The 25,957-nt window shown below is 71.9% G+C and carries 22 protein-coding genes; 15 read left to right on the top strand and 7 right to left on the bottom strand.

The window, feature by feature from the left end; all coding sequences use genetic code 11:
* Positions 1–124: 124 nt before the first annotated feature.
* From ABZU69_RS01125 to ABZU69_RS01110, 4 genes are all read left to right on the top strand, one after another.
* A complete protein-coding gene (locus ABZU69_RS01125) occupies positions 125–964 on the top strand; it encodes an NmrA family transcriptional regulator (protein ID WP_354962384.1) in 840 nt (279 codons plus the stop codon).
* 1 nt (position 965) lies between these two features.
* Positions 966–1,466, top strand: a complete 501-nt coding sequence (locus ABZU69_RS01120; RefSeq protein ID WP_354962383.1) for an anthrone oxygenase family protein — start codon at positions 966–968, stop codon at positions 1,464–1,466.
* A gap of 126 nt (positions 1,467–1,592) precedes the next feature.
* On the top strand, positions 1,593–2,690 hold the full coding sequence (locus ABZU69_RS01115) for an LLM class flavin-dependent oxidoreductase (protein WP_354962382.1): 1,098 nt from the start codon (positions 1,593–1,595) through the stop codon (positions 2,688–2,690).
* A complete protein-coding gene (locus ABZU69_RS01110) occupies positions 2,687–3,298 on the top strand; it encodes an FMN reductase (protein WP_354962381.1) in 612 nt (203 codons plus the stop codon). The genes ABZU69_RS01115 and ABZU69_RS01110 overlap by 4 nt, the downstream gene beginning before the upstream one ends.
* 11 nt (positions 3,299–3,309) lie before the next feature.
* On the opposite strand, the gene ABZU69_RS01105 is transcribed toward ABZU69_RS01110, so the two are convergent.
* Complete coding sequence (locus tag ABZU69_RS01105; RefSeq protein ID WP_354962380.1) at positions 3,310–3,774, bottom strand: MarR family transcriptional regulator; 465 nt, start codon at positions 3,772–3,774, stop codon at positions 3,310–3,312.
* Between the two features lie 136 nt (positions 3,775–3,910).
* Between ABZU69_RS01105 and ABZU69_RS01100 the strand changes: the two genes are divergently transcribed.
* Positions 3,911–4,471, top strand: a complete 561-nt coding sequence (locus ABZU69_RS01100) for an NAD(P)H-dependent oxidoreductase (protein WP_354962379.1) — start codon at positions 3,911–3,913, stop codon at positions 4,469–4,471.
* Positions 4,472–4,524: 53 nt separating this feature from the next.
* Here ABZU69_RS01100 and ABZU69_RS01095 read toward each other — a convergent pair whose 3' ends face one another.
* The gene (locus ABZU69_RS01095; RefSeq protein ID WP_354962378.1) at positions 4,525–5,445 is read right to left on the bottom strand and encodes an RNA polymerase sigma-70 factor; all 921 of its coding nucleotides are present in this window, start codon (positions 5,443–5,445) and stop codon (positions 4,525–4,527) included.
* Positions 5,442–6,647, bottom strand: coding sequence for an FAD-dependent oxidoreductase (locus tag ABZU69_RS01090; protein ID WP_354962376.1), 1,206 nt, complete (start codon positions 6,645–6,647; stop codon positions 5,442–5,444). Before ABZU69_RS01090 ends, ABZU69_RS01095 begins: the two co-directional genes overlap by 4 nt.
* 122 nt (positions 6,648–6,769) lie before the next feature.
* On the opposite strand from ABZU69_RS01090, the gene ABZU69_RS01085 reads away from it, so the two are divergent.
* Entirely contained in the window at positions 6,770–8,044 is a 1,275-nt protein-coding gene (locus ABZU69_RS01085; RefSeq protein WP_354962375.1) for an MFS transporter, read from the top strand.
* A 143-nt stretch (positions 8,045–8,187) separates the two neighbouring features.
* On the opposite strand, the gene ABZU69_RS01080 is transcribed toward ABZU69_RS01085, so the two are convergent.
* From ABZU69_RS01080 to ABZU69_RS01070, 3 genes are all read right to left on the bottom strand, one after another.
* On the bottom strand, positions 8,188–8,673 hold the full coding sequence (locus ABZU69_RS01080; RefSeq protein WP_354962374.1) for a GNAT family N-acetyltransferase: 486 nt from the start codon (positions 8,671–8,673) through the stop codon (positions 8,188–8,190).
* 104 nt (positions 8,674–8,777) lie between these two features.
* Entirely contained in the window at positions 8,778–9,797 is a 1,020-nt protein-coding gene (locus tag ABZU69_RS01075) for an aminoglycoside phosphotransferase family protein (protein ID WP_354962373.1), read from the bottom strand.
* A complete protein-coding gene (locus tag ABZU69_RS01070) occupies positions 9,794–10,867 on the bottom strand; it encodes a LacI family DNA-binding transcriptional regulator (protein WP_354962372.1) in 1,074 nt (357 codons plus the stop codon). The genes ABZU69_RS01075 and ABZU69_RS01070 overlap by 4 nt, the downstream gene beginning before the upstream one ends.
* A gap of 92 nt (positions 10,868–10,959) precedes the next feature.
* On the opposite strand from ABZU69_RS01070, the gene ABZU69_RS01065 reads away from it, so the two are divergent.
* The 9 genes from ABZU69_RS01065 (at position 10,960) to ABZU69_RS01025 (ending at position 22,370) form a co-directional block, all read left to right on the top strand.
* Positions 10,960–11,682 carry a cupin gene (locus ABZU69_RS01065; protein WP_354962371.1) on the top strand — a complete coding sequence of 241 codons (723 nt, stop codon included), beginning with the start codon at positions 10,960–10,962 and terminating at the stop codon, positions 11,680–11,682.
* Positions 11,683–11,975: 293 nt separating this feature from the next.
* On the top strand, positions 11,976–12,956 hold the full coding sequence (locus ABZU69_RS01060; RefSeq protein ID WP_354962370.1) for an ABC transporter permease: 981 nt from the start codon (positions 11,976–11,978) through the stop codon (positions 12,954–12,956).
* 23 nt (positions 12,957–12,979) lie between these two features.
* Positions 12,980–13,981 (top strand): ABC transporter substrate-binding protein, encoded by a 1,002-nt coding sequence (locus ABZU69_RS01055; protein WP_354962369.1) that lies wholly within the window; start codon positions 12,980–12,982, stop codon positions 13,979–13,981.
* A 4-nt stretch (positions 13,982–13,985) separates the two neighbouring features.
* Positions 13,986–14,780 carry an ABC transporter ATP-binding protein gene (locus tag ABZU69_RS01050; RefSeq protein WP_354962368.1) on the top strand — a complete coding sequence of 265 codons (795 nt, stop codon included), beginning with the start codon at positions 13,986–13,988 and terminating at the stop codon, positions 14,778–14,780.
* A 38-nt stretch (positions 14,781–14,818) separates the two neighbouring features.
* On the top strand, positions 14,819–15,970 hold the full coding sequence (locus ABZU69_RS01045) for a Gfo/Idh/MocA family oxidoreductase (protein WP_354962367.1): 1,152 nt from the start codon (positions 14,819–14,821) through the stop codon (positions 15,968–15,970).
* The gene (locus ABZU69_RS01040; RefSeq protein WP_354962366.1) at positions 15,967–17,118 is read left to right on the top strand and encodes a dihydrodipicolinate synthase family protein; all 1,152 of its coding nucleotides are present in this window, start codon (positions 15,967–15,969) and stop codon (positions 17,116–17,118) included. Before ABZU69_RS01045 ends, ABZU69_RS01040 begins: the two co-directional genes overlap by 4 nt.
* Positions 17,119–17,183: 65 nt before the next feature.
* Positions 17,184–17,981: a sugar phosphate isomerase/epimerase gene (locus ABZU69_RS01035; protein ID WP_354962587.1), complete on the top strand. Its 798-nt coding sequence runs from the start codon at positions 17,184–17,186 to the stop codon at positions 17,979–17,981.
* Positions 17,974–19,158 carry a hypothetical protein gene (locus ABZU69_RS01030; RefSeq protein WP_354962365.1) on the top strand — a complete coding sequence of 395 codons (1,185 nt, stop codon included), beginning with the start codon at positions 17,974–17,976 and terminating at the stop codon, positions 19,156–19,158. The genes ABZU69_RS01035 and ABZU69_RS01030 overlap by 8 nt, the downstream gene beginning before the upstream one ends.
* A gap of 197 nt (positions 19,159–19,355) precedes the next feature.
* Positions 19,356–22,370, top strand: coding sequence for a S8 family serine peptidase (locus tag ABZU69_RS01025; RefSeq protein WP_354962364.1), 3,015 nt, complete (start codon positions 19,356–19,358; stop codon positions 22,368–22,370).
* Positions 22,371–22,432: 62 nt separating this feature from the next.
* Here ABZU69_RS01025 and ABZU69_RS01020 read toward each other — a convergent pair whose 3' ends face one another.
* A complete protein-coding gene (locus ABZU69_RS01020) occupies positions 22,433–25,897 on the bottom strand; it encodes a ThuA domain-containing protein (RefSeq protein ID WP_354962363.1) in 3,465 nt (1,154 codons plus the stop codon).
* Between the last annotated feature and the right edge of the window lie 60 nt (positions 25,898–25,957).

Raw genomic sequence — 25,957 nt, 5'->3', positions numbered from 1 at the left:
CGGTCGCGCTCCGGCCGGGTCGGCGAGGCTGACACCCGGCCGGGGCGCGACCGCGAGACGATTGCGTATGCACCCGACGGTGTGACGCATGGTCGAAGCGTTCGCCGGCCAGTGCAATGGAGGCGTGACTGAAACCTCCCCCGTACTCGTCCTGGGTGGCACCGGCAAGACCGGCCGCCGGGTCGCCGCCCGGCTCGCCGCCCGAGGGCTGCCGGTCCGGCTCGGCTCCCGCGCCGGCGCTCTGCCCTTCGACTGGACCGACCGGGCCACCTGGCCGGCCGCGTTGGCCGGCGTCCGGTCGGTGTACCTGAGCTACCAGCCCGACCTCGCGGTGCCCGGGGCGGTGCCGGCGGTCGACGCGTTCACCCGGCTCGCCGTCGCCGGGGGAGTGGACCGCGTGGTCCTGCTCTCCGGGCGCGGCGAGGCCGAGGCCGAGCAGGCCGAACAGGCCGTCCGGAAGGTGCTCGACGACGCCGGTGGCACCTGGACGGTGGTCCGGGCGAGCTGGTTCCAACAGAACTTCAGCGAGGGGGACCTGACCGACGCGGTGCGCTCGGGCACCGTGGCGCTGCCCATCGGTGACGTGCCGGAGCCGTTCGTGGACGTCGACGACATCGCCGACATCGCGGTGGCCGCGCTGACCGCCGAGGGCCACGCTGGCGAGGTGTACGAGGTGACCGGACCGCGTCTGCTGACCTTCGCCGACGCGATCGCGGAGATCGCCCAGGCCAGCGGCCGACCGATCCGGTTCGTCCCGGTCGACCCGGCGGAGTACGCCGACGCGCTGCGCGGTGCCGGCGTGCCGGCGGAGACGGTGGCGTTGCTGGCGTACCTCTTCGGCACGGTGCTCGACGGTCGCAACGCGAGCCTGACCGACGGCGTGCGGCGGGCTCTCGGCCGCGACCCAGCTGACTTCAGCGGGTACGCCCGGGCCGCCGCCGCGACCAGCGTCTGGGCGGTGTGAGATGAGTGTCCTGCGAACCGCGAGCCTGCTCGCCGCCACCGTGACCACCGGTCTGACCGCTGGGCTGTTCACCGCGTTCTCGTACGCGGTCATGCCGGGCCTGGCCCGCACCGACGACCGGACGCTGGTGCTCGCCATGCAGCGGATCAACGAGTCCATCCTCAACGGGTGGTTCGCCGTCTGCTTCGGCGGTGCGTTGGTGTTCACGCTGCTGGCGGCGGCACTGCACCTGGACGCCGGGCACCGCGCGGTGCTGCCGTGGATCGTCGCCGCGCTGCTGCTGTACCTGGTGGTGCTCGGCGTCACGGCCGTCGTCAACGTGCCCCTCAACAACGTGCTGGCGCAGGCCGGCGACGTCGACCGGGTCGCCGACCTGGCCGGCTTGCGGGAGGGCTTCGAGGCTGCCTGGGTGCGCGGCAACGTGGTCCGGGCCGTCGCCTCGACCGGCGCGTTCGGGCTGCTCACCTGGGCCCTGGTCGCGCTCGGCCGACTGCCCGGCTGAGCCGCCCGCTCGCTCCACGTGACCGCCGTCACGTAAGTACTTGACTGGTCAAGGAATCTGCCGCGTGTGTCCCGGGTTGCTGACGAGCGTCAGGCACAACCGGTACGAGTGAGGCGGCGACTTCAGATGCAGTTCGGAATCTTCGGCGTGGGGGATCTGGCACGGGACCCGGTGGCCGGGCGGATGCCGTCGGAGCACGAGCGGATCAAGGCCGTGCTGGAGTACGCCACGTTGGCCGAGGACGTCGGGTTGGATGTCTTCGCCATCGGCGAGCACCACAACCCGCCGTTCGTGCCCTCGTCGCCGACCACCATGCTCGGTTACATCGCGGCGCGTACCGAGCGGCTGTTGCTGTCGACCTCGACCACGCTGATCACCACGAACGACCCGGTGAAGATCACCGAGGACTACGCGATGCTCCAGCACCTCGCCGACGGCCGGGTAGACCTGATGATGGGCCGTGGCAACACCGGCCCGGTCTACCCGTGGTTCGGCAAGGACATCCGCGCCGGCATCCCTCTCGCCATCGAGAACTACGACCTGCTGCGCCGGCTGTGGCGCGAGGACGTGGTCGACTGGGAGGGCCGCTACCGCACTCCGCTGCAGTCGTTCACCTCCACGCCGCGCCCGCTCGACGGGGTGCCCCCGTTCGTCTGGCACGGCTCGATCCGCAGCCCGGAGATCGCCGAGCAGGCCGCCTACTACGGCGACGGGTTCCTGCACAACAACCTGCTCTGGCCCAAGGCGCACGTCCAGCGGATGGTCGAGCTCTACCGCCGACGGTTCGAGCACTACGGGCACGGCCCGGCGGATCAGGCGATCGTGGGCCTGGGCGCGCAGGTGTTCATGCGGCGCAACTCCCAGGACGCGGTCCGCGAGTTTCGTCCGTACTTCGACAACTCCGCCGCGTACGGGCACGGGCCGTCCCTGGAGGAGACGATGAGGCAGACGGCGCTCCTGGTCGGCAGCCCGCAGGAGGTGATCGACCGAACCCTGACCTTCCGGGAGTACGCCGGCGGCGACTACCAGCGCCAACTCTTCAACGTCGACGGCATTGGCGTCCCCCGCAAGACCGTGCTGGAGCAGATCGAGATGCTGGGCGAGGTCGTGCAGGTGCTGCGCAAGGAGTTCGCGGTGGGCCGTCCCGCCCACGTCCCGGACGCCCCGACCCACGCCTCGCTCAAGGCGGCGACGGTTGCCGCTGCGGGGGAGGAGCTTCGATGAAGCGCACCATCGCCGTCGTGTCCGCCGGCCTGCGGCAGCCGTCGTCGACCCGGATGCTCGCCGACCGGCTGGCCGACGCGGTCCGCCGCGAGCTGGAGCGGCTCGGCGCCGAGGTCGACGTGGAGCTGATCGAGGTGCGCGACCACGGGCACGACCTGGTCAACAATCTGCTGGCCGGGTACCCGTCGGAGGAGCTGGAACGGGTGCAGGACACCGTCCGGCGTGCCCACGCGCTGGTCGCGGTGACCCCGACGTTCTCCGGTTCGTACAACGGGATCTTCAAGATGTTCGTCGACGTCCTCGACGACACGGCCCTGATCGACAAGCCGGTCCTGATCGCCGCCACCGGGGGGACGGGCCGGCACTCGCTGGTGCTGGAACACGCGCTGCGACCGCTCTTCAGCTACCTGCGCGCGGTCGTGGTGCCGACCGGGGTGTTCGCGGCGCCGGAGGACTGGGGTGCCGGCGACGCGGCCCAGGGCTCCCTGGTGCAACGGATCGACCGGGCGGCCGGCGAGCTGGCCCGCGAGGTCCAGCGGCGCGACTCGCCCGCTCCCGCCGACCCGTACGACGACCCGACGCCGTTCGCGCGGCTGCTCGGCGGGTGAGCGCACCCGGCTCAGTCAGCCGTGCCGATCTGCCGGAACGCACGGGCCAGCTGGACGAGATCGACGCCCTCGAGGTGGTCCAGGAACCGCCGCCGCACGGCGGTCAGGTGGCTCGGCCAGGACTCCTCCAACCGGGCGAAGCCGGCGTCGGTGAGGACGGCGTTCCAGCCGCGGGCGTCCTGCTCGCTGCGGACCCGCTCGACCAGGCCCTGCGTCTCCAGCCGGATGATGGTGCGCGTCATCCCGCTGAGCGAGAGCTGGCATTCCGCGGCGAGTTCGTGCATCCGCAGCTGCCGGCCCGGCGCCTCGGAGAGGACCCGGAGGGCCGTGTACTCGGTCAGCGGCAGCTGACGGTCGCCGGTCATGTCGGCGTCGATGGCCCGGGGCAGGACGAACATCAGCTGGCCCAGGGAGCGGACCAGGGCTTCCTCGTCGGGGTTGAGGGGGCGAAGGGGTTCTGCGGAGTTGCCGGACATGCCCCCATCCTAGTTGCTTGACCGAGCAACTGCTCGCCCTCGCTGTGATGCTCGACATGGATCAGGAGGTTGCTTGACGAAGCAACAAATGGCTAGCGTTCTCGTCGCCAGGCAAGGACTTCTGAAAGGCGCAACCATGACCAGGATCGGGATCATCCTCGGGAGCACCCGCCCGGGCCGTAACGGCGAAGCCGTCGCCCGCTGGGTCCTCGAGGTCGCCAAGCAGCGCTCCGACGCGGAGTTCGAGCTGATCGACCTGCTCGACCACAACCTGCCGCACCTCGACGAGGCGTACCCGCCGGCGATGGGCCAGTACACCCAGCCGCACACGCTGCGCTGGGCCGAGACCATCGCGTCGTTCGACGGGTTCGTGATGGTCACGCCCGAGTACAACCACTCCACCTCGGGCGCCCTGAAGAACGCCATCGACTTCCTCTACGCCGAGTGGAACAACAAGGCCGTCGGCTTCGTCAGCTACGGCTCGGTCGGCGGTGCGCGGGCCGTCGAGCACCTGCGGCTGATCTCCGCTGAGCTCCAGATGGCCGACGTGCGGTCCCAGGTCGCGCTGTCGCTCTTCACCGACTTCGAGAACTTCAGCGTCTTCAAGCCCAACGAGCACCAGCGGGACGCGCTCGGCGTCACCCTCGACCAGGTCGTGGCCTGGAGCACCGCGCTCGCACCCCTGCGCCAGCGCTGACCACGTCTCACACCGATCCGGGGCCGGCCGCCGGGATCCTTCCCGCGGCCGGCTCAGCTCGTCGTGAGGTCGCGGGTGGCGCCGTCGCCGACGGCCCGGAGCTTGTCGGGGTTGGCGACGTTGTGAATGGTGGTGATGCGGCCGTCAGCGCCGATGTCGAAGGTGACGGTGGCGATCACCCGGCCCGCACCGCTGAACACCACGCCCGGCCCGTTGTTGATTTCGACCAGGGCGGCGCGCATGTCATCGGGTCGGACACCCTGGTAGGTGACGGTGCCGATGGCCGCGAACCAGGCGGCGACCGTCTCCGCGCCCACGATCGGGCGCAGGGCCTGGCGGACCTTGCCGCCGCCGTCGGTCCACAACGTGACGTCCGGCGACAGCAACTCCAGCAGGGTGTTGATGTCGCCGCCGGTCGCGGCGGCGAGGAACCGCTCGGTGACTCCGCGCTGCTGCGACCGGTCCGCGGTGAAGCGTGGTCGCCGGGCGCGCACGTGCTCCCGAGCGCGGTGCGCGGCCTGGCGTACGGCGGCCTCGGAGCGTTCCACCGCCACCGCGATCTCGGCGTGGCTGAAGTCGAAGACCTCCTTCAGGACGAACACCGCGCGTTCCAGCGGGCTGAGCGTCTCCAGCACCACCAGCATCGCCATCGACACCGACTCGGCGTCGGTGACGGCATCGGCGGTGTCGCCCTCGGTCAGGACGGGTTCGGGAAGCCAAGGACCCACGTAGGTCTCACGTTGGTGCTGGCTGGAGCGCAGGCGCTGCAACGCCAGATTCGCGACGATGCGCGCCAGGTACGCCTTGGGGTCGGCCACCTGGGCGCGGTCGGCCCCGGACCATTTGATCCACGCGTCCTGGACGGCGTCCTCGGCGTCGGCCGCGGAGCCGAGGATGCGGTAGGCGACCGAGAACAGCAGGTTGCGATGGCGGTGGAACACCTGCTGGTCGACGTCCGAGTAGGGGCGGGTCACCGCGCGTCCCGGAGGCGGGTGAAGCGACCACCGCGCGGCCAGAACGCGCCGGAGGAGGGCAGCTTCACCATGCGGCGGTACGTCGGCCAGGGGGATGCGCTCACCGTCTCCTTGTACCAGATGGCCGCGCGGCCGGTCAGACACGCCCGTCGGGGGCTGTCGTCGGGGTGGGTGAACTGCACGACCGCGTCATGCCGTCCCAGGCTCACCGGGGTGTGGTAGTAACCGAACCGGAACGGCCTGGGCAGCTTGCCGTCCAGCGCGCGGACGATCGACACCGCCGCGTGCACGCCGGTCGGCATGCCGCTCTGGCAGGTGCCGTGCATGACGCCGTAACCCTGCCGGATCGCGGCCGCGTCGCCGATCGCGTACACGTCCGGGTGCGACACCGACCGCAGTGTGGCGTCGGTGACGACACGACCGCCCTGGTCGACGGTCAGGCCCGCGGCGGCCGCCAGCGGTGACACCCGCGTACCGCCGGTCCACAGGACGACGTCGGCCGCGATGGTCGCCTCGCCCGCCAGCTCGACCGAATCGGGCAGCACCTTCGTCACCGCCGTCCCGCTGCGCACCTGGACACCGAGACGTTCGAGCGCCGCCCGCTGATACGCCCGGGCCCTGGGGTTCATGGTGGCGCCCGGTTCCTGCCGGCCCACCAGCACGACGTTCAGCTGCGGGTGCCACTCGGCGATCTCCGCGGCCGACTCGACACCGGTCAGGCCGCTGCCAGCGACCACGACCGTGCCGCTGGCGAGCCGCGCCAGCCGGTCGGCCAGCGACGCCGCGTCGTCGGCGCTGTCCAGGGTGTACGCGTATTCCTCGACCCCCGGCACCAGCGCCGTGTCGGCCACGCTGCCCAACCCGTACACCAGCGTGTCGTAGTGCAGCACCCGACTGTCGTCGATCCGGACGGTCTTCGCGTTCGGGTCCACCGCCGTGACCCAGCCGCGGACGAACTGCGCGCCCGTGTCGGCCAGGAGCGCCGGAATGTTCATCTCGAGCAGGTGCTGCCCGGTCGCCACCATGTGCAGCCGCAACCGTTCGGTGAACCGCTCCTGCGCGTTCACCAGGGTGACCTGCACGTCGGCGCGTCCCCTGGTGCGGGCCGCGAGCTGGATCGCCGCGGCCATGCCCGCGTACCCCGCGCCCAGGACCAGCACGCGGTGCGTGGTGGCCGTGCCTGCGTCGTGCGATGTGCTCATCGTCTGGCCTCTCTCGTTGGGTGACGACCACGAGATGCGTGTCGCCCGACGATTCGTGACATGGGTTGGTGTGACGCCCGGCACAGCCGATGCGGGCGGCCGCGCCCACTACCCTCGTCGCCATGAGCCGACCTGCCGGTGCGGTCCGGCCTCCGTTGTGGCGGGACCGCACATTCGGTACGTACTGGATCGCGCAGTCGCTCTCCGCGGCCGGCGACTCGTTCGCGTTCCTCGCGGTGCCGCTGCTGGTGCTCCAGGCGACCGGGTCGGTGGCCCGGATGGGCCTGCTCACCGCCGTCGCGGGCGCGGCGTCCGTCGTCGCCGGGATCTTCGGCGGCGTGCTGGTCGACCGGTACGACCGGCGGACCCTGATGATCGTGGCCGACCTCACCCGCCTGGTGCTCTACGGCCTGGTGCCACTGGCCTGGCTCGCCGGGCCGCAGGTCTGGCTGCTCTTCGTCGTGCTGCCGATCTGCGAGGCGGCCGGGATGATGTTCCAGGTCGCCGCGGTGACCGCGGTCCGCAACCTGGTCGACCGGGACCGGATCACCGAGGCCAACGGCCGGTTGCAGGCGACGTACGCGGCAGCGGCCGTGCTCGGGCCGCTGCTCGCCGGCGTGGTGTCGGCCCGGTTCGGTCCGGCGGTGGCGATCGCCGTCAACGCGGCGAGCTTCGCGGCCTCCGCGGTCGGCCTGTGGCTGATCCGGCTGCGACCCGTCCAGGCCGACGACGCCGCCCCGCTGACCCGGCAGCGACCGCTGGTCGAGTTCCTGGCCGGGGCGCGGTTCCTGTGGCGCCAACCCGTGCTCCGTGCGCTGACGGTGCTGCTGTCGGTCTTCATCTTCCTGACCTACGGCTTCACCGACGTGCTGATCTACCACGTCACGCACGACCTCGGCGGATCCGAGGGCACCGTCGGCACGGTGCTCGGCCTGGCGGCGGTGGGCACCATCGCCGGGGCGCTCCTGGTGGCCCCGCTGCGCCGCCGGCGCGGCTTCGGCGTCACCTGGATCAGCGCGCACGCGATCTGCGGTCTCGCCGTGGCGGGCGTCGGCCTCGCGACGTCGGTGCCGACGGTCACCGCGCTCACCGCCGTGTACCTGTGCTGCCTGAGCGTGGGCGGGATCTGCTCGATGTCCCTGCGCCAGGAGATCACTCCTGATCATCTGCTCGGCCGGGTCACCTCGGCGTTCTGGAGCACGCACTACGCCCTCGGGCCGGCCGGTGCGGTCGCGTTGACCTGGGCCGCCGCCCGGTACGGCGTCGCGGCGGTCGCCATCGTGTCGGGGGCGGGATGTCTGCTGGTCGCGATCGGTGGCCTGTTCACGCCGATCCGCCGAGCCGGCGCGGAGCCGCATCGGTCGCCCGTCGCCGTCCCGGTAGGAGGGGCCGGTTAGCCCCGGCTCCACCCCGGGTCGTCGTCCTCCGAGTCGGCCTGTTCCACGGCTGCCTGTCGAGCTGCCCCAGTTGTGGGGCAGCTCGACAGGCACCTGGCAGGGCCACGCACCCGCCAGCGTTTCCGCCGCACCCGCAGGCCCGGTCACCGCTCCTGGTACATGACGTGCAGGCCGACCCGGCCGAGGGTGGGGTGACGGAACGCGCCCGGCACCGTGCCGACCACCTCGAAGCCCTCCCGGCGGTACAGCTCGACCGCCGATCGGTTGCTCTCCACCACGGCGTTGAACTGCATCCCGACGTACCCCTGGTGGCGCGCCCAAACCACGGCGTCTCGGCACAAGGCGGTGCCCACGCCCCGCCCGCGCGCGTCGGCGGCGACCATGAAGCTCGCGGTGGACACGTGCGAGCCCGGCCCGGGTCGGTTGGTGCCCATCTTCGCGGTGCCGAGCACCCGCGTGCCGTCGACCGCCACGACGGTCCGCCCCGGCGCCGCCTCCGCCCACATGCCATACGACTGCTCGGCGGTCATCGCGGGATCGTAGGGGAAGGTCTCCTGTGCCCGGATCACCTCCTCGATGATCGGCCACACCTGCGACCAGTCCTGGTCGACGAACTCCCGAATCTGCACCGGGGGAGGTTAAGCCCGGGACGGGCCCGGGACAATCCGTTGTGCCGAGGCGCATCCGTGCGGCACACCCGGTGCGAAGCATGGGTAGTGACGAGACCCGCGCGTCAGTCCCGGACGAGCGCGGCGATCTCCTCGTCCAGCAGGGCCGCCAGCCGGGCATGCCGGCCAGGATGGCTCCGCGCGGTCATGCCCCGGCTCGGCATCTCCACCGTCATCAGCAGGTACAGATGCAGCCGGTAGAGACCGAGCCGGCGGCGGGCCGCCGCGTCCAGCACCAGCGGCTCGGCGGCCGCGGCACGGTAGCCGCGCAGCAGTGGATGCTCCGGCTCGTCCTCGATCCGCCGGTAGAGCAGCGGAGAGACCAGATCCAGCAGCGGATCGCCGTGCAGGAACCGTTCGCCGTCCACCAGCCCGCTCAACTGCAGCCGGCCGTCCGGGCCGGGCACGGTCAGCACGTTGCCGTCCCAGCAGTCGAAGTGCAGCAGCGCCGGCCGGCGTACCTCGTCCAGCGCGCCGGCGTGCCGCCCGACCAGCGCGCGCAACCGGTCCGGGGTGACCGGCAGCCGGACGTCCCAGTCGGCGGCGTCGGCGAGGAGCGCGTCGAGCATCCCGGTGAACGCCGCTCGCCAGGTCGCCCCGCTGGCCCGGTCGCCGTCATAACCGAACCGGTCGCCGGTGACCCGGTGCAGCGCGGCGAGGGCCGCGCCGAGGTCGTACCGCGCCGAGCCGTCGTCGACCGCCGCGCCGGCCTCGGCCAACTGGCGCAGTGACCGGCCGGGCAGCATTCCGGTGACCAGCCACTCGCCGTACGCCGGGTCGGCGCCGTGGTGCAGCACCGGAGGAACGGGCACCCCCGGTGCCCGCTCGGTGACCAGCCGGAAGTACCGCGCCTCGGCCGTGCAGAGCCCGCGCTCGTAGCGCAGCAGCCGCGTACCGGCCGGCGGGGCCAGCTTCAGCACCACCCTGCGGTCGTCGTCGAGCAGCGCCCACCAGACCGTGGCGTAGCCGCCGCCGGTCAGTGGGCCGCCGTCGCGTACCCGCGTGTGCGGGCCGAACGACGCACGGACCAGGTACGTCACGTCGTCCATCGTGAGCGGACGCTGGGTCGGGCTCGCCACGGTCACGAGCCGGCGTCACCCCGACGCGCGCGCGGCGCCGCGCCGGTCGCGTCCAACGTGGACCGAAGGGCGGGGCCGGCGGTGTCCCGGCGGATCAGCTCGGCGGGAAGCACCTCGACGCGGGGCGCCGGCGCCTCCGCGCCGAGCACCAGGGACATCGCCCGGACCCCCATGGCGACCAACGGCAGCCGCACGGTGGTCAACGCCGGAGTCACGTCCCGGGCGATCGGCATGTCGTCGAAGCCCACCACGGAGACCCGCTGCGGCACCGCCAGCGATCGGGCCCGGAGGGTGGCGAGCGCGCCGATGGCCATCGAGTCGTTGAGCGCCACGATCGCGGTCAGCTCCGGGTCGGCGTCGAGCAGCCGGGCGGTGGCCTCGGCGCCGCCGTCGCGGTCGAACTCGGCGTACCGGATCCGCCGCTCGGGCAGGTCACGGCCCTGCTCGGCGAGGGCCTGCCGGAGCCCGGCCAGCCGGTCGGTGGTGGTGGTGAGGATGCGCGGACCGGCCACCACGCCGATCGCCCGGTGGCCCAGCTCGCACAGCTCCCGCCCGGCCAGGTAGCCGCCGGCCCGGTTGTCCGGCATCACCGCGTCGCCGGAGTGCTCGTGCCGGCCGATCACCGCGACCCGCCCGCCCGTCGCCTCGTACGCGGCGAGCTTCTCGTTGAGCTGCCGGGTGAACGCGTCGTCGTGGTAGCCGGAACCGGCCAGGATCAGCGCCGCCACCTGGTGGCCGCGCAGCAGCTCCACGTACTCCAACTCGCGGTCCGGGTCGCGGTAGCTGTTGCAGATCATCAGCAGCCGGCCCTGGTCGGTGGCGACGCGTTGCAGCCCACGGGTGATCTCGGCGAAGTACGGGTCGGAGACGTCGTGCACGATCACGCCGACCGCGCTGCGGTGCGAGCGGGCCAGCAACTGGGCGTGCGCGTTCGGCACGTACTGCAACTCGGCGACGGCGGCGAGCACCCGCTCGCGCAGCTCGTCGGTGACGGGTTTACTGCTGCCGTTGATCACGCGGGAGGCGGTGGCGGGCGAGACGCCCGCGCGCCGCGCCACGTCGGACAGGGTGGCCATGGCCCGCCCCCTCGGTCTGTTGACGGCGTTTCGCCGCGCCGGCTAGCGTCACGGTACCGCAGAGAAAGCCCTTTCCCGCAGGGAGGCCCGCCGTGTCGGAACGCTTCGCCGCCCCGCTGCCCGGCGGGGTTGGGCTCTCCCGGCTACGCGTCTACGACACCCCCGCGCCGGACGGCGTGGTCGGCGGCACCCCGCACGTGCACCTGTGCTGCACCGAGGGGTACGTGGTGACCGGCGGCGAGGGCGCGGTGCAGACCCTCACCGCCGCCGGCGGCTACCGGGAGACCCCGCTGCGGCCGGGTGCGGTGGTCTGGTTCGAGCCGGGCACCGTGCACCGCCTCGTCAACGGCGGGGGTCTGACCATCGTGGTGCTCATGCAGAACAGCGGCCTGCCCGAGGCCGGCGATGCCGTGCTCACCTTCCCGCCTGAGGTGCTGGCCGACCCGGCCGCGTACGCCGCCGCCGCGGCGCTGCCCGACGGGGGAGCGCCGGGCGCCGACGTGACCGCCGCGTACCGGCGGCGGGATCTGGCGGTGACCGGCTTCCAGGCGCTGCGGGCGGGCGGACCTGCGGCGCTCGCCGCCTTCCACTCCGCCGCGGTGGCGCTGCGTCAGCCGTTGCTGGCGCGCTGGCGGGAGCGCTGGGCGGCCGGCGCGGGCCGGGCCGCCGCCGGGACCGGCGAGCAGCTCGACGCCCTCGGCCGGGGCGATGCCGGGCACCTGGGCGAGGCCGGGGTGTACGCGGTGGACGAGCCGGTCGAGCGGGGCCGGCTGGGCATGTGCGGCCTGCTCGACACCTATCCGGCGGCCATCTGACGGCGCGGTTAGCTGGCCGTCCTTCTCGGACGGTCCGCGCTACGTCGTGGTTGATTGACTCGGTTTCCTTGAAGCCGGGGTGATCGAGGGCAGACGATGGCCCGGTTCCCTGGAAGTCGAGTCGATCTCGGAGGCCACGATCGCGGGCGGACCTGGCGTAGCGGCGAACAGACCCAGGAAAGGCCTTGCCTGGTGTCGGGGAGCCGCCTACGCTCCTGGAAAGCGTTTGCCTGATACGCCGACCGGCCCGGTCCGTCGGTGCCATGCCATGCCGGGCTTCGAGGAGGTTCCGCGTGACCGACAACGCTCTGGACGCGGCGGGTCAGCAAGCCGCCACCGAGGCGGCGAGCGGCGAACAAATTGCCGCTTCCTCGCTCCCGCCCGGGTCCGTCGGTGGGCCGGCTTCCGTCGACGGCGCGACTCCGTCCGCAGTGGGCGGTCCGCCACCGGGCACCGGCGGCCGCCCGCCACGACCGACGCTCGGCCGGCGTGCACTGGCCCTCGCCGACTCGCTCTGGCGCCCGGCGCTGGTGCTGGCGGCGTTCTTCGCCGCCTGGTGGTTCGTGGCCGCCCGGGAGTACGTGCCCAACTATCTGGTGCCGACCCCCGGCCAGGTCTGGACCACGATGACGCAGCAGTGGTCCGAGCTGGCCCGGCACACCATGGTCACCCTCTACGAGACGGTGCTCGGCTTCGTGCTGGCCGCCGCGCTGGGGCTGGCCACCGCGGTCGCCATCGCCTACTCGCGCACCCTGGACAAGGCGCTCTATCCGATCGTCCTGTTCGCGCAGGTCATCCCGAAGATCGCCATCGCACCACTACTGGTGGTCTGGTTCGGTCTCGGCCTCACCCCGAAGATCATTTTGGCGGTGCTCATCGCGTTCTTCCCGGTGGTCATCTCCGGCGTGGCCGGGCTGCGCTCCACCGACCCGGAGCTGCTCGACCTCGCCGCCACGATGGGCGCCGGGCCGTGGCGCACCTTCCGCAAGATCCGTTTCCCGAACGCGCTGCCACACCTGATGGCCGGCCTCAAGGTGGCGGTCACCCTCGCGGTGGTCGGCGCCGTGGTCGGTGAGTTCGTCGGCGCCAGCGAAGGGCTCGGCTACGTCCTGTTGCTGGCCAACGGCAACCTCGACGCCCCGCTGCTGTTCGCCGACCTGATCCTGATGTCCGCCATCGGCATCGTCCTGTTCGTCCTGGTCGAGATCGCCGAGGCACTGCTCATTCCCTGGCACGCCAGCCGTCGGGCCGGCGTACCGCTCACCACCTCCTGACCGACCCCATCACGGAGGCACCGATGAAACGCACCGCCACCACCATCCTGGCCACCGTCGCCCTGCTGTTCGCCGCCACCGGCTGCGGCGGGGACGACTCCTCCGACGGCGGCACCGACGGCAGCAAGCAGGTCACCCTCACCCTCAACTGGGTGCCGTACGGCGAGCACGCCCCGTTCTACTACGGGCTCCAGAAGGGCTTCTTCTCCGCCGAGGGCATCGACCTGAAGATCCTGCCGGGCAACGGCTCCGGCAACACCGTCAAGCAGGTCGCCCAGAAGCAGACCGACTTCGGCTGGGCGGACAGCCCGGTGCTGCTCAAGTCCGTGGCCAGCGGGATGCCGGTGCGCAGCCTCGGCGCGTACCTGGAGAAGGGCCCCTCCTCGGTGGAGTTCTTCGCGGAGGAGAACATCAAGAGCCCAGCCGACCTCAAGGGCAAGACCGTCGGCGGCACCCCCGGCGACGCCCTCTACGCGACCTTCCCGGCCTGGCTGGAGAAGAACGGCCTGAAGCAGAGCGACGTCAAGGTGGTCAACGTGGACGCCGCCGGCAAGATCGCGGCGTTGGCCGAGGGCAGGGTCGACGCCATCATGGGCTTCTTCCACGACCAGGCGCCCACCATCGAGAGCAAGACCGGCAAGAAGGTCGACGTGCTGCTCTTCGCCGACTACGGGATGAACCTGCTCGGCACCGGCCTGATCGCCAACACCCAGACCCTGCAGAAGGACCCCGAGCTGGCCCGCAAGTTCGTCCGGGCCACGCAGAAGTCCTGGGCCGAGGCCGCCCGCGACCCGGCCGGTGCGGTGAGCGCGATGACCGCTCTGGCCGAGAACGAGCCCGCGCCCGAGGTCCTCACCAAGCAGCTCACCCTCAACCTGCCGCTGATCGGCTCCGACGGCCCGCCCGGCGTGAACACCGACGCCCAGTGGAGCGAGACCATCGACCTGATGTCCCGCTACGCGGAGCTGAAGGACCCGGGCGCGCCCAACGCGTACTGGGACGCCTCGTACGCGGCCCAGGGGTGACCCGGTGACCGCCGCGCCGGCCCGGGCCGGCACCGCCATCGGGATGTCCGGGCTGACCGTGCGGTTCAGCTCGCGGCGGTCGCAGACCACCGCGCTGGACGACGTGTCGCTGGACATCCAGCCGGGGGAGTTCGTCACCATCGTCGGTCCGTCCGGCTGCGGCAAGTCCACCCTGCTGAAGATCGTCGCCGGGCTGGTCCGGCCGACCAGCGGCGAGGTGTCGCTGCTGGACCGCCCGGTAGCCGGCCCGCAGAAGGAGATCGGCTTCGTCTTCCAGAAGGCCGCGCTGCTCGAGTGGCGCGGCGCGCGGGCCAACATCCTGCTCCAGGCCGAGATGCGCGGCATGGACCGGGCGCAGGCGGCCCGCCGGGCGGACGAGCTGATCGAGATGACCGGCCTGACCGGCTTCGAGAAGGCGCTGCCGCACGAGCTCTCCGGCGGCATGCAGCAGCGGGTGGCACTCTGCCGCGCGCTGCTGCACTCCCCGCCGGTGCTGCTCATGGACGAGCCCTTCGGTGCCCTGGACGCGCTGACCCGCGAGCAGATGAACGCCGAGCTGCACCGGATCTGGCGGGAGACCGGCACCACGGTGGTGCTGGTGACCCACTCCATCGCCGAGGCGGTCTTCCTCGGCACCCGGGTCGTGGTGATGAGCGCCCGACCCGGCCGGATCATCCGCACCTTCCCGGTCGACCTGCCGGCGCACCGCGACTACGCGCAGGTGATGTCGGATCCCCGCTTCGACCGGCTCGCCACCGACCTGCGCGGGTTGCTCGGCAGCGCGGCCGCCAACCACTGAGCCCGCATCGGTACGACCAGCACGACGGAAGGAACATCATGACCCGCAGGTCGATCGGCATCATCGTCAACGGCGTGACCGGACGGATGGGCTACCGGCAGCACCTCGTCCGCTCGCTGCTGGCCATCCGCGAAGCCGGCGGCGTGACGTTGGCCGACGGCACGACCATCTGGCCGGAACCGGTCCTGGTCGGGCGCAACGAGACGAAGCTCCGTGAGCTCGCCGAACGGCACGGGCTGACCGACTGGACCACCGACCTGACCGCGGCGCTGGCCCGGGACGACGTCGAGATCTACTTCGACGCCCAGGTCACCCAGCAGCGGGAGAAGGCGATCCGGCAGGCCATCGACGCCGGCAAGCACATCTACACGGAGAAGCCCCTGGCTGAGGACACCGCGGGCGCGCTCGACCTGGCCCGTGCCGCCGACGCCGCCGGGGTACGCACCGGCGTGGTGCAGGACAAACTCTTCCTGCCCGGGCTGCGCAAGCTCAAGCGGCTCATCGACGGCGGCTTCTTCGGCCGGATCCTCTCGGTGCGCGGCGAGTTCGGCTACTGGGTCTTCGAGGGCGACTGGCAGCCGGCCCAGCGTCCGTCCTGGAACTACCGGGCCGAGGACGGCGGCGGCATCACGGTCGACATGTTCCCGCACTGGCACTACGTGCTGGAGGAGCTGTTCGGCCGGGTCAACGCCGTCTCCTGCGTGACCGCCACCCACGTGCCCGAGCGGGTCGACGAGGCGGGCCGCAGCTACCCGGCGACCGCCGACGACGCCGCGTACGGCATCTTCGAACTCGACGGTGGGGTGATCGCGCAGCTCAACTCGTCCTGGTGCGTGCGGGTGTACCGCGACGAGCTGGTGGAGTTCCAGGTCGACGGCACCGAGGGCAGCGCGGTGGCGGGGCTGCGCCGCTGCCGGGCGCAGCACCGGGCGGTCACCCCGAAGCCGGTGTGGAACCCGGACCTCCCAGTCACCGAGGACTTCCGGGCACAGTGGACGGAGGTACCCGACAACGAGGAGTTCGACAACGGCTTCAAGGTGCAGTGGGAGGCGTTCCTGCGGCACGTGGTGGCCGGTGAGCCGTTCCGCTGGGACTTCCTAGCCGGCGCACGCGGCGTGCAGCTCGCCGAGTTGGGGCTGCGCTCGGCCCGTGAGGGCGTCCGGGTCGAGGTGCCGGAGCTGACCTCATGACGGCGGAGGTGGTGCTGCCCGGGGGCCGGCGGCACCGGCTGGCCGGAGGGCGCGGATTCCCCCGTCCGGCCGCCCCGGCGACCAGCCGGATCGCGTACGCCGCCGCGCACGTCGTGGCCGACCCGAGCGCGGAGAACGTGCCGGGCGCACCGGCGGCGGTGGACTGGGACACCACCCTCGCCTTCCGGCGGCACCTCTGGTCGTACGGGCTGGGCGTCGCCGAGGCGATGGACACCGCCCAGCGGGGGATGGGGCTGGACTACCCGGCCACCCGGGAGTTGATCCGGCGCAGCGCCGCCGAGGCCCGCGCGGTGGGCGGGCGGATCGTCGCCGGGGTCGGCACCGACCAGCTGCCGGCCGGCCCGGCCACCCTGACGGCGGTCACCGTGGCCTACCGGGAGCAGCTGGACGACGTGCGGGCGGCCGGCGCCCAACCGGTGCTGATGTGCAGCCGGCACCTTGCGGCCGCGGCCCGCGGCCCGGAGGACTACCTACGGGTGTACGACGACCTGCTGACCGCCGCCGAGGAGCCGGTGGTGCTGCACTGGCTGGGCCCGATGTTCGACCCGGCGCTGACCGGCTACTGGGGTGCGGTCGACCTGGACCTGGCCGCCGACACGGTGGTCGAGCTGATCAAGGCGCACCAGTCCAAGGTGGACCGAATCAAGGTGTCGCTGCTCGACCCCGGGCGGGAGGTCGCGCTGCGCCGCCGGCTGCCGGCCGGGGTACGGCTCTACACCGGCGACGACTTCCACTACCCGGAATTGATCCGCGGTGACGAGGTGGGCCACTCCGACGCGCTGCTCGGGGTGTTCGCGGCCATCGCGCCAGCCGCCGCCGCCGCGTTGGCCGCCCTGGACCGGGGCGACCTGGCCGCGTACGACGAGATCTTCGCGCCGACCGTGCCGCTGGCGCGGCACCTGTTCGCGGCGCCGACCTGGCACTACAAGACGGGGATCGTGTTCCTGGCCTGGCTGGCCGGGCACCAGGGCCACTTCACCATGGTCGGCGGCGCGCAGTCCGGCCGGTCGCCGGCCCACCTGGCCACCCTGCTCACCCTGGCCGACGCCGCCGGGCTGCTGCCCGACGCCGAGCTGGCCGCCACCCGCGCCCGGGCGCTGTTCACCGTGGCGGGAGTTGCCCAGTGAGCGCGAGGAGTGAGCCGGTGTTGCGAGCCCCGCAGTCGCGAACGGAAGCCAGCTCAGTGAGCGGGCTGGAGCGTTTCTCGTTCAACCAGGCCACCGCCCAGCACTGGCCGTTGCCCGAGGTGGTGGCCGGCTGCGTCGCGGCCGGGGTGCCGGGCATCGGGCTGTGGCGGGAGCCGGTCGCCGAGTACGGGCTGGCCCGCTCGGCGAAGCTGGTCCGTGACGCCGGCCTCGCCGTCACGTCGCTGTGCCGGGGTGGCTTCTTCCAGGCCGACGACTGGAGCGCGGAGAACCTGCGGGCCATCGAGGAGGCGGCCACCCTGGGCGCCCCCGAGCTGGTGCTGGTGTCCGGAGGGCTGCCGGAGGGCAGCCGGGACATCGACGGCGCCCGGCGCCGGGTCGCCGACGCGATCGGCGAACTGGCCCCACACGCGGCGGCGGCCGGCGTACGGCTGGCCATCGAGCCGCTGCACCCGATGTTCTGCGCCGACCGCTGCGTGATCGCCACACTCGGCCAGGCGCTGGCCATCGCCGAGCGCTTCGACCCGGCGGTGGTGGGCGTGGTCGTGGACGCGTACCACGTCTGGTGGGACGACACCGTGTACGCGCAGATCGACCGGGCCGGCGCCCGGATCGCCATTTTCCAGGTCTGCGACTGGGTGACCCCGCTGCCGGAGGGGGTGCTGCTCGGTCGGGCCCTGCCCGGCGACGGGTGCATCGAGCTGCGCCGGCTGCGCGAGGCGGTGGACGCGGCCGGCTACCTCGGCCCGATCGAGGTGGAGGTCTTCTCCGCCGAGGTGTGGGCACGTCCCGGCGCGGAGGTGCTGGACGCGGCGATCGCCGGCTACCTGCACCACGTTGCCTGAGGCTCCGCAACGCCGGTGGCCGGCGGCGATCGGGGCGTGGCTCGGCATCGGCACCGCCCCGGCGACACTGGTGCTCGGCGCGGCGATGGCCGCCCGGCACGGTGGCGCGGTGCCGGTGGCCGGGCTGCTGGTCGGTGGCGCCCTGATGGCGGCGCTGCTCTGGGGGCAGGGCCGGATCGGGCTGCGCCGGCCGCTCGGCGACGGCGGAACGTTGACCGCGGTGCTGCCCGCGTACCTGGGGAACACCTCGCGGATGCTGCTGGCGGCCGTGCTGACCGTGTCGATGGTCGGCTGGAACGGCTTCAACGTCGGGCTCGGCGGCGCGTCCCTGGCGGCGCTGACACACCTGCCCGGCTGGGTCGGGCCGGCGTTGCTGGAGGTCGCCGTCCTCGTCGTCTCCTGGGCGCCGGCCCGGTTCGGCAACCGGGTCGCGGTGCTCACCACGCTCAGCGCGGTGGTGCTGGTCGGCTGGTGCCTGATCGTCCTGCCGCCGCCGGGCGCGCCGGTCCGCGTCGCCGCCGGTGGTCTCGCCGACGCCGCCGCGATGATCGGCTACGTGGCGGTCTTCGCGTTGCGCGCGCCGGACTTCAGCGTCGGCCTGGCCCGGCGGCGGGACCTGGCCTGGTGTGTGGGGCTGCTGCTCGGGCCGGCGCTGCTCGGGGTGGTGGCCGGTGCGGGCCTGTGGCTGCGGACCGGTTCGGCGGACGTGGTCGCGCTGCTCGCCGCCGGCTCGGGGCTGGCCGCGTACGCGAATCTCTTCGTCGCCGTGGCGGTCTTCGCCGCCGCGCTGACCACCACGTACTCCGGGGCGCTGGCGTTGCGTGGCCTGACGCCGCGGGTGCCGGCGCGCACGGCGATGCTCGGCGTCGCGGTGCTCGGCGGGCTGCTCGCGGTGGCGCGCTTCGACCGCCTCGTGCTGCCCTGGCTGACGCTCCTGGCCGCTGCGCTGCCGGTGCTGGTGGTGCCGATAGCCGTGGAAGCGGCGGCACGTCGGCGCGGTCGCGCGCCGCGTACCGTGCCCGCCTGGTGTTGGGTGCCGCCGGCGTTGCTGGCGGTGGCCTGCACGCTCGCCGGGGTCGGCGTCGCTCCGCTGCTCGGACTGGCCCTCGCCGGGGTGTGCACTGTGCTCTGGCGGCACCGAGGAAACGCGCATCTGGTCTCGGCTGACGGATCATGATCTTATACGCACCAGCGATCCGTACCACTCCCCAAACCGCCGATCAACTCTCGGCGGCCTAGGCGGGGGAGCGCTCCCAGGCGCGGGTCGTGATCGTAAGAACGCTCCACAAGGGAGTCATCGAAAGGAGCCTCGTCGCTACAAGCACGAGCGGAGACAGGCTGCGAAGACTGGCGCTACCGACGCTGGTCCTCGCCGTGATCGCCGGCACCACCGGTGTCGCGGGATCGGCGTCGGCGGCCCCGGTAGGGCCGACGGGCAGCGGCAGCAGCGCCGCCGGATACTTCACCCCCGGTTCCGACAAGAGAGTCACCCTGACCGACGGCGCCGATCGCCGGCCCGACGGCAAGAACGCGGCCAGCCAGCGAGCCACGGTGGACGAGACCCGTCCGGGCATGTACATCGTCGAACTGGCCGAGGATCCCTTGACCTCGTACGCCGGTGGCGTGTCCGGGCTGGCGCGAACCCGTCCGGAGGCGGGTGACCGGCTGGACGTGACGTCGGCACCGTCACGCGCCTACCGCGGACACCTCGACGCGCAGCGCAACGCCGTCGCTGCCGCGGCCGGGGTCCAGGTCACCGCCGCGTACACCACCGCCTTCAACGGGTTCTCGGCGAAGCTGACCGCCCAGCAGGTGACCACGTTGCGGGCGGACAAGCGGGTGCGCGCCGTCACCGCCTCGCGGGCGCTCGGCACCCGAACGGCTCTGCCGGCCGCGACGCCGACCAACCCGACCGCCGGCACCCCGACCGCCACCGCTCCTGGCGAGCCGGACCAGCCGGTGGCATCAGGCGTCGCCGGCAAACCGGTCAAGCCCGGCCCCGGCACGGGCGCGGGCATGGTGATCGGCGTCCTGGACACCGGCATCTGGCCGGAGAGCGCGTCGTTCGCCAAGCGGATGACCGCCCCGGCGACCTGGCGCGGCACCTGCCAGACTGGCGTCGCCTTCGTGGCCGAGCACTGCAACGGCAAGATCGTCGGCGCTCGGTACTTCGCCGATTCGTGGCTCGCCTACGGTGGCTCAATCCCGGAGGGTGAGGTCCTGTCCGCCCGCGACATGGCCGGTCACGGCACGCACACCGCGTCCACGGCGGCGGGTCTGCCGCTGTCGAACGTCACGATCGACGGCCGCCGCTTCGGTCCCGTCTCCGGGGTCGCGCCGGACGCCCAGATCGCTGTCTACAAGGTGCTGTGGGGCGGGATGGGCTACGACGCCGACATCATCGCCGGCATCGACGCGGCCGTCTCCGACGGTGTGCAGGTGCTGAACTTCTCGATCGGCTCCGATCTCGGCGACTGGGAAGCCAACACCCCCATCGGCGTCGCGTTCCTCAACGCGTCGCTGGCCGGAGTTTTCGTGGCGGCGTCGGCGGGAAACACCGGCATCGTCAGCGGGGCGATCAGCAACGCGGCGCCCTGGGTGACCACGGTCGGCGCGGCGGTGACGAACCTCGACGAAGCGACCGTCAAACTGGGTGACGGCACGAAGCTCGTCGGCGGCTCGCTGGACGCTCTGCCCGGTGGCAACTCGCTGCCGATGGTCTTCGGTGAGCAGGCCGGATCGGCGGAGGGCTCGGTGTACTGCGAACCGGGCAGCCTCGACCCTGCCAAGATCAAGGGCAAAGTGGTCGCCTGCGCGCTGTCCGACACGTTCGGTTCCGCCGCCGAGATCAAGGCCAAGGGCGGGGCGGCGATGGTGCTGTTCGACCCCGTCGGCAACTACCGGATCAACTCGATCTTCAACTTCCCGGTCGTCTACCTGCCGACCGAGAAGCAGGCCGGCACGTTGTTCAACTATCTGATGCGCCACCCCACCGACGCGAAGGTGTCTCTGCGCAGCGGCGGCGACGGCTCCAGCGTGCCGGGCGTACCCAGCGTCGCGGACTTCTCCTCCACCGGTCCGGACAAGGTGGCCACCGGCATCCTCAAGCCGGACCTGGTCGCGCCGGGTTCGGACATCATCGCCGCGGTCGCACCGCCCGGCAACTTCGGGCGGAACTACGACGCGTACTCCGGCACCTCGATGGCCTCGCCGTACGTGGCCGGCGCGGCGGCGATCCTGCGCGCCACGCATCCGACCTGGTCACCGGGCGCGGTCTCCTCGGCACTGCGGACCACCGCCACCGACACCGTCGGCACCAGCAGTCCGTTGGACCAGGGCAGCGGTTTCATCAACCTGGCCGGAGCCACCGACCCGGGACTGGTCATCGAGCCGACCGCGGCAGACCTGATCGAGTTCAGCGAGACGGCCCAGCCCGACGGTAAGGCGCTCAACCTGCCGGCCATCTCGTTGCGCGAGTACGACGGGACCCGGCCGGTGACCCTCACCCGCACCCTGACCAACGTGAGCAAGGCGCGGGAGACCTACCGCTCGTCGGTGTCCGGACTGGACGGTATGAAGGTCACCGTGACGCCGGCATCGGTGACGCTAGAGCCGGGCCGGTCCGCGACGGTGACCGTCACCCTGCGTCGGGGCAGCGCGCCCTGGGACCGGTACGTGACCGGGTCGATCGCCTGGCGCGGCAAGGCCCACGACGCCCGGATCCCGGTCACCGCCCGCCCGTGGGGAATCACCCCCCGACCGTACGGTGACGACGGGGAGGAATTCGGCCGGATGACCAACGGCGCGTTCGGCTCGCTCCAGCCGGGCTTCACCGGACCACTCGACGGTCGCAGCACCGGTTACACGCCGATGCAGCGGAAGTCGTACTCGATGCCGGCCGGCGTCTACGGCGGCGTCTTCGACCCAACCGCGACCGGAGTGAGGAAGTTCGACTTCACCGTGCCGGCGAACACCGCCGGCATCGTTGTCGAAGCCAACACCGACGACCCGAACACGAACCTCGACCTCTACCTGTACAAGGGCGACACCCTGATCTACAGCAGTGACAGGTTCTGGACCAGCGCGGAGCAGGCCTACAAGTTCCTGCCCGAGCCGGGGCGCTACACCGCCTACGTGTTCGCCCAGCTGCCCGGCGGCCCGGTCGTCGACTTCCAGCTGAGCCACGCCATCATCGGTCGGAACGCCAAGTATTCGGGTGCGACGCTGACGCTGCCCAGCACGGTGGAGCGCGGTTCGACGGTCGGATTCACGCTGAAGCCGAACAAGCCGCTGCCCGAGGGTGACTTCTGGGCCTACACCGAGTTGAGCACCGACGGCACGGTCATTCCCGGCAACCTCGTCTACACGCAGCAGAGTTCCTGGCAGTAAACCGCACCTGTCCGTGGGGCGGTGGCGGGCGGGATGGACGTTTGCCCGCCACCGCTCGACGGTCAGTTGACCGTGATGGTCAGGTTGGCTGAGCGGGTCTCCCCGCTGGTGTAGGTGGTCGTGACCCGGGCGGTGAAGGTCCCCTTGCGCGGGTAGCTGTGGCCGGTCGACCGCAGCGTCGCTCCGTGCGTGACGGCGCTGTTGTCGCCGAAGTCCCACGCGTAGTCGGTGATGCTCCGCCCGGACGGCGCCGTCGCGGTGGCGGTCAGGGTGGTGGTCAGCGGCGCGGTGCCGCTGCCGGGGCTGGCCGCGAGGGAGAGCGACCCGCCGGGCTCCTGCTTGACACCGGCCCCGTTGAACCGCAGCCAGTCCAGCGAGAGCAGGTCCGGGGTGCCGCCGACCTGGGCGGCGTTGACGAACCTCGCGTACAGGGTGGTGGTGCCGGCGGGTTTGTTGGTCAGCGTGACGGTGGGCGAGACCAGGTTGTCCCATCCGCCGGTCGATCCGATGGTGGCCCTGCCGATCAGCGTGCCGGTGGGTGAGCCGGTTCGCAGCTCGATGTCGCCGCCGACTCCGCCGTTGGTCACCCCGAGCGTCGCCGAGCCGATGTTGCGCAGGTCCACCGGTCCGTACGCCGCCCAGTCGTTGTGGTCGACGTCGCCGAGTCGCTTGCCGGCGCGGGCGGTGGGCCGGTCGTTCACCGTGATGCCGGACTGGCCGCTGAGGTGTTCGGCCTCCTTGCTCTTGGGCTGCAACTGCGCCCGGGTCGAGCCGGTCAGGGCCGGTACGCCGCCGGCCGCGCCGCCGTCGGTGTACTGCGCGGTGACCACCGTGTAGAGGTTCTGCCCGGGTCCGTGCCCGTCACCGGCGTCCGCCTCGGTGGCCAGCAGGCCCGAGCGGCCGGTGTAGTTGTCCAGCGGGTGGGCGTGCGAGTCGTGGCCGAGCTGGGTCTGCACGGTCACCTTCGCGCAGTCGATGGTGGCGTCCTCCGGGTCGGTGACCGTCACCGTGTACGGAATCTTGTCGCCGAAGTCGAAGAAGCCACCGTCGGGCACCGTGATGGTCACCGTGGGCCGGGTGTTGCCGACCACCACGTCGGTGACCGCGCTGGCGGTCAACCCGTTGCCGCTGTTGCGTACGGTCAGCCGGGCGGTGAACGTCCCCGCCGACGGGTAGGTGTGGCTCGGGTTGGCGGCGGTGGAGTCGGTGGTGCCGTCGTTGGTGAAGTCCCAGGCGTAGCTGAGCGCCGAGCGGTCGCCAGCGGTCGAGCCGGCCGAGGAGAAGGCCACGGTCAGCGGAGGGCGCCCGCTGTCCGGGTTGGAGGCGATCTTCGCGGTCGGCGGCCTCCCGTTCGCCACGTAGTCGATGCGGTAGATGCCCGCCCCGGCGTTGCTGCCGCCGCGGCCGCTGCCGGTTCCCTCGCCGAAGTCGATGACGTAGAGCGACCCGTCCGGGCCGAACTCCGCCTCGAAGGGCTGGATCCAGGTCATGTTGCCGAAGATTCCGTTGATCGACTGGAGGTCGCCCACGGCGGTGGGCCCGAAGCGCGCGTTGGTGAACGTCTGCGCCGTCCTGTGGATCGAGAGCGTCTTGAACCACTTGCGGGTGAACTCGTAGGTGATCCACTTGCCGTCGAAGTACTCCGGGAACTTCGTCGTCCGGGTGTTGGCCGGGTCGTGGTCGTAGACCGGACCGCTCATCGGCCCGCCCCCGCCGGTGCCCACCTCCGGGAACTGGCTGGAGGCGGAGTACGCGTACCAGACCAGCGCTGGCTTCGCCGCCGGCAGGGTGGTCAGGCCGGTGTTGTTGGGGGAGTTGTTCACCGGCGCGGCGCAGTTGAACTTCGCCCCAGGGGTGCTGGTGGCGAAGTTGTAGTCGTTGAACGGGATGTTGTTGCCCACGCAGTACGGCCAGCCGTAGTTGCCGGCGGCGGTGATCCGGTTGAACTCGACCGTCCCCTCCGGACCGCGGTTGGGATCGGCGGCGCGGGCGTCCGGGCCGTAGTCGCCGACCAGCAGCGCGTTGGTGTGCGGGTCGATGGTGATCCGGAACGGGTTGCGCATGCCCATCGCGTAGACCTCCGGGCGGGTCCTCGCGGTGCCGGCCGGGAACAGGTTGCCGCTCGGGATGGTGTACGTCCCGTCCGCCTGCGGGGTGATCCGCAGGATCTTGCCGCGCAGGTCGTTGGTGTTGCCGGCGGTGCCCTGGGCGTCCCAGGCGGCCCGTCCGGCCTGCTCGTCGATCGGCGTGTATCCGCTGGAGGCGAACGGATCGGTGTTGTCGCCGATGGCGGCGTAGAGCCGCCCGGCGGCGTCCATGGTGAGCGAGCCGCCCATGTGCGAGTTCGCCCGGCCCACGCCACGGTAGGTGGGGATCGTCAGCAGCCGCTTCTCGGAGGAGAGCGCCACGCTGTTGTTGGCGACCGTGAACCGGGACAGGTTGAGCTGTTTCAGGGTCTTGTCGGACCAGAGCAGGTAGATCCAGCCGTTGCTGGCGAAGTTGCGGTCCAGGGTCATGCCGAGCAGACCGTCGGACTGGTCGGTCATCGCCGAGGTGTACGCGAGGTCCAGCAGCGTGGTGACCTGGAGGGTGTCCTGGTTGACGACCTTCAGCGCGCCGGTGCGCTGGATGTAGTAGACCTTCCGGTCGGGGGCGACGGCCAGCTCGAACGGGTCGGCGAGGTTCTCGGTGACCAGTCCCACCCGCTCGAAGGTGCCGGTCTCGGAGGCCGAGCAGTCGCCGGCGACCGCGCCGGCGGCCCACTCGATGCCATAGCGGAGGTGCTCCAGGAACGCCGGTTCACTGAACCGGGAGCTGGCGTGCCCGCCGGCGGTGAACCAGGAACGGCCGCCGTCGTAGCGCTGACACCAGGAGTACGCGTGGTCGACGCCCTCGTCCAGCCCGCTGATCCCGTCCCGCACCTTGATCTGCGCGAGGGTGTGCACGTTGCCGGTCGGGTTGGTCCGCCAGTTGTACCACTCCTCGCTCTGCTCCCACAGCTCCGGCAGGTTCCGCGTCGAGGGGTGCGCCCGGTCGAGGACCTTCACCCGGCCGGGGTAGGTGCCGCCGGTGGCGGAGAAGTCGGGGTGGAAGTCGAAGATCGTGCCGACCAGGCCCTCGTACCAGGGCCAGTCGCGTTCACTGGCCGAGGCGGCGTGCAGGCCGGCCCAACCGCCGCCGTTGCGGACGAATGTCTGCAGGGCCGCCCGCTGGCCGGCGTTGAGCAGGTCACCGGAGGCGGGTGTGGAGTTGGTGTTGTTGAACACCAGGGCGTCGAAGGTGGCGAGGTTGGCGTCGGTGAACGCGCCCGCGTCGGTGGTGGCCACGACCTCGAAGTTGTGGGCGGTGCCGAGCTGCTGGATCGCGGCGATGCCGGCCGGGATCGAGTCGTGGTAGAAGTTGGTGATCTTGGAAAAGACCAGGACCCGGAAGCGGGGGGCGGCCTCGGCGGGCAGGGGGGCGGTAGTGCTCAGCACGGTGGCGACGGCGAGCAGGGCCAGGCAGAACGCGCGCAGGGTTTTGGGCATGGGAGCGCTCCCTGTCGGACGGTGAGGGTCGGAAAGCGCTTTCTCGCTGCCCGCATCACG

It is taken from the genome of Micromonospora sp. NPDC005206 (assembly GCF_040608175.1).
GTDB lineage: Bacteria > Actinomycetota > Actinomycetes > Mycobacteriales > Micromonosporaceae > Micromonospora.
This window is presented reverse-complemented; position numbering and strand designations above follow the sequence as displayed.